Source organism: uncultured Rhodoblastus sp. (assembly GCF_903903185.1).
GTDB lineage: Bacteria > Pseudomonadota > Alphaproteobacteria > Rhizobiales > Beijerinckiaceae > Rhodoblastus.
In genome coordinates, this window is record NZ_CAIUXT010000180.1 from 1 (window position 1) to 3,795 (window position 3,795).

Below are 3,795 nucleotides of genomic sequence, written 5' to 3' on the forward strand. Positions count from 1 at the left end.
CGACCAGCAAATACCGGAATGGGACGGTTGACGGCCCCGCTCCGCTGCGCCAGCGTCCCGGAGCAAGTCGTCGATGGGGTCGTCCGCCTTCCGCCGAGGGGCCGATGGCCATCGGCAGGAATCGGCTCTTTGCTGACCTTCCCGATCGGATCGGCGACGGTCTCATCACGGACGCAAAGCGCCCGTTCCCGCTTGCTTTTCATCGTCCGCAGCCGCGCCGACACCGGTCATTCCTGTGCCGTAGGGAATGCGTAATCATGACCCTGAACGGACTCAACACCACTTTCACCAAGTCATTCGGAACGACGGGCGACCGTTTCACCCCACATTTGTGCAAACAGAGCATCGGGGTTGGCAGCCCATGCTCGCAAGCAGGCCGCTCCTTCTTCTTGCTCAGGAGCGATGAGCTTGGCGGCGGCGAACTGACCGAGATTGGCCGGGTTCTCATGTTCAACGGTAGCAGTGAAAGTGACGTCTTGGCATCCAGCACTGCGTAGCAAACTTGGCCCATCGCGGCCTGCGAGCGGCGTCCCGTTCTCGTAGTACACGTCAATGAACATTTTGAATGCGCTCATCAACGCAGGGGTCGGTGGCATGATGATGATGGCACCCCAGTCCGGGCTGCGTAGAGCAATGATGCCGCCCGGAGCCAGAACGCGATGCATCTCGCTTATGGCTTGGCTTGGATCGCGTAGATGCTGAAAGAGTGCATGAGCAAATACGACCCCGAAGCGCCCTGTCTCAAATGGTAAGTCATAGACTGAGGCGGTTTGGAAGGTCGCATTATCAGGCCGTTCGGCCCTCTGAATAGCGCGTTCAATCTGTGCTGGTTCGGCATCAATTCCTATAACCACGCCGGGGGCGACGTGACGCGCAAGGTCGAATGTGATCGATCCCGGTCCGCAGCCGCAGTCCAGCACGGACATACCCGATTTAAGCGATGGCAGGAGGAAGCCCGCTTGGCATTGTGCTGACCTTCGTTCTAGCGCGTCGATTGGCAGATGCGCCATTCGGCCCTCTCAAGTTTAGATTGGGAGCGGAAAGCATTAATATCTCGGGAGATGTTTGCAAATCAGGCTTTTCCGCTGTCGGCGCGGTCCTCCCACCAGCCATCGTCCGGTCGGCGGCAGGGACCGGTCCTTCGCTCAATGCCTCCCTCCTTCAGCTGGGCGCCGTCGTAGGTCGGAGCGCATTAAATTTTACTTCAGCCAGGACTTCAAGCTTAAGCTATTCAACCATCACGATTATTTCTCATGACGGCAGATCGTTCCGGGAATAGGGTTATGAAAGGTTTGCGTGCGCTCGCACCGAAAGTTCGGAAGGACTACCGATGTGGATCAGAAATCCCGCTGAATGGGGCGCTGTACAACTCACGGCGACCGGCAACGCTTTAAGATCCTTCGGTCACGCACTTGCTAACCCTGTTGTGGACGACTCGCTGGCGCCTCCCCAGGTGCGCCGCATCTCTTTTGACGACCTGCGCGACGCGCTCATCAAAGGCCTGGATGATTTCGGCGCCTTTCGTGACGATGTGCTCTTCGTTTGTCTCCTTTATCCCGTCGCGGGAATCGCTCTGGCGCTATTGACGTCGAACGCCGAGCGTTTGCCGCTGCTGTTCCCGCTCCTTTCAGGCTTCGCCCTGATCGGGCCTTTCGCGGCGGTCTGGCTCTATGAAATGTGTCGGCGGCGAGAGCGAGGCGAGAGCGTGTCCTGGGGTGAAGGCTTCAAAGCCTTCGCTTCGCCTGCCGCCGCCTCGATCTTCAAGCTTGGCTTGCTCCTGATCGTCATTTTCGCCCTTTGGCTGGCTGTTGCGCTGGGAATTTACGCGCTCACCATCGGCCCGGACTTGCCGACCTCTGTCTCGTCATTCGTCAATGACGTCTTCACGACGCGCGCCGGTTGGGCGCTCATCGTCTTCGGCGTCGGAGTCGGCTCCTTGTTCGCCCTCCTCGTGCTATCGATTAGCGTTATCTCCTTTCCGTTGCTGCTTGATCGGCCAGTCTCCGTTACGACCGCCATGGCGACGTCCATTCAGGCCATGCGCGTCAATCCGGGGCCAATGCTGGCCTGGGGCTTGTTCATCGCGGTTTCCATGCTGGTGGGGATGATCCCGGTTCTCATCGGACTGATCGTCGTCCTTCCGGTGCTGGGGCACGCCGCCTGGCATCTGTACCGCAAGATCGTCGTGTGAAGGGTATGGGGGTGACCGAGGAACTGACCAGCAAAAGCTGCACGCCTTGTCGCGGAGGAATCCCGCCGCTCACGCCCGAGCAGGCCGAGTTCTTTCGCGCAGAGGTTCCAGACTGGCGTCTGGAGGACGACGTGCATCGCATCGAGCGGAAATTTGGCTTTCACAATTTCCGGGACGCGTTCGGCTTTGTTCAGGCGATAGCGGAACTCGCGGAAGCGGAAGGCCACCATCCCGACATTTCCTTCGGCTGGGGCCACGCGACGGTCTCTTTGCAGACCAAGAAGATCAAGGGATTGCACGAAAACGACTTCATCATGGCCGCGAAGATCGACCGTATATTCGAGCAGGCCGCCAAGGCGTGATATGGTGTTTGGTATTTCGATGCCGTGCGCGTTTTCGATCAACGGGCCCCGGGTTGGGATCAGAGTCAAAGATATGGCGCCGCTTGCCCTTTCGCCAAAAGCCGGGGGCGTATGGGTCGCGTAACGCGCCAACCGATCAAGGATGCGCCGCACGAACGACCGCTTTCACCCGCTCCCTTAACGCGCCGGGGAAGTCAAACGAATGTCCGCGTCGGGTCAAAACTCCCCGGTCCTGCAAGGCGTTCGAAGACCGCTGTCATTAAGAAAGCAGCCGGATTTCGCGCCTCGATCAAGTTGCAGCGGCCGCCGTATGGCGGCGCCGCAACAAATACGTCACAGTTCTACTTGCTCGGAAATGCTGAGCGCATCCTCCACCTCAATGCCGAGATAGCGAACGGTGCTTTCCAACTTCGTTTGTTCCAACAAAAGCTGGACCGCCCTGAGGTTTCCTGTCTTTTTATAGATCTGCGCGGCCTTCGTTCGCCGCATCGAATGAATGCGTGCCGTATGCTGAATCGTCCAGGCCAGCACTCTTCACCCAGTCGTGGACGATGCGAGCATATTGGCGCGTCGAGATGTGCGGCTGCTCATGGACCCGGCTGGGAAAAAGAAAGCGCCCGTCGCGGATTTTGAGCACCGCCAACCAATCCTCAATCGACGCCCGGGTCTGCTCCGTGAGTTCGAACTGGACCGGTCTGCCGGTCTTTTTCTGGATGATCGTCGCACGGTCGCGTAGCCTCCCGCCGACGCACAAATCGTCGATCTTCAACCGGACGAGATCGCAGCCCCGCAGTTTGCTGTCGATCGCCAGGTTGAACATCGCGAGGTCGCGTTTGCCCGCCTCGATTTGCAGCCGGGCCCGGATATTCCAGACTTCCTTTGGCTTGAGGGGACGTTTCTGACCGACAAGACGCCCCTTGTTCCAAGGCGATTGCCGTTGGTCCTGTTGCAGAGTGTGGGTCTTGGACATGGAAGTAACCTCCTCGTCCGACCACTCCCTCCCAGCGGCCCGCCCCTGCGGGCCATGAGAATACAACGTGCTCGCGGCGCTGAAGCTCCGAAACCCAGATACCGGCGTTCCGCCAGGTCAGAGCGGATCGCGGTCGCGAAGTTTGAGCCTTGGGCCGACGCCCGGACACCGGCAGAAAAGTTTATCGGTAGCGACCAACCGATCAAATTGCCGGCCGTCAGCCCCGCGCTGCTGCAATCGGCTGGCGCCGTCCCTGGCGACCGTTTATGGTC

Annotated in this window: 4 protein-coding genes and 1 pseudogene; 2 read left to right on the forward strand and 3 right to left on the reverse strand. The window is 59.4% G+C overall.

The features are described 5' to 3' along the window. Together QZY01_RS16520 and QZY01_RS16525 are read right to left on the reverse strand one after the other, a co-directional pair. Positions 1 to 224: hypothetical protein (locus tag QZY01_RS16520; protein ID WP_294539250.1), on the reverse strand; the 224-nt coding region annotated here is incomplete at its 3' end. Between the two features lie 69 nt (positions 225 to 293). Continuing rightward, positions 294 to 1,010, reverse strand: a complete 717-nt coding sequence (locus QZY01_RS16525; protein ID WP_294539253.1) for a methyltransferase domain-containing protein — start codon at positions 1,008 to 1,010, stop codon at positions 294 to 296. A 443-nt stretch (positions 1,011 to 1,453) separates the two neighbouring features. On the opposite strand from QZY01_RS16525, the gene QZY01_RS16530 reads away from it, so the two are divergent. Together QZY01_RS16530 and QZY01_RS16535 are read left to right on the forward strand one after the other, a co-directional pair. Continuing rightward, positions 1,454 to 2,191 carry a DUF2189 domain-containing protein gene (locus QZY01_RS16530; RefSeq protein ID WP_294539256.1) on the forward strand — a complete coding sequence of 246 codons (738 nt, stop codon included), beginning with the start codon at positions 1,454 to 1,456 and terminating at the stop codon, positions 2,189 to 2,191. An 11-nt stretch (positions 2,192 to 2,202) separates the two neighbouring features. Beyond that, on the forward strand, positions 2,203 to 2,553 hold the full coding sequence (locus QZY01_RS16535; protein ID WP_294539259.1) for a 4a-hydroxytetrahydrobiopterin dehydratase: 351 nt from the start codon (positions 2,203 to 2,205) through the stop codon (positions 2,551 to 2,553). A 333-nt stretch (positions 2,554 to 2,886) separates the two neighbouring features. Here QZY01_RS16535 and QZY01_RS16540 read toward each other — a convergent pair. After that, positions 2,887 to 3,523 (reverse strand): annotated as a pseudogene (locus QZY01_RS16540) (tyrosine-type recombinase/integrase). Positions 3,524 to 3,795: the final 272 nt, after the last annotated feature.

Coding starts and splice junctions, on each gene's coding strand:
- QZY01_RS16525 (WP_294539253.1), bottom strand. CDS start 1,010: ATGGCGCATCTGCCAATCGACGCGCTAGAACGAAGGTCAGCACAATGC.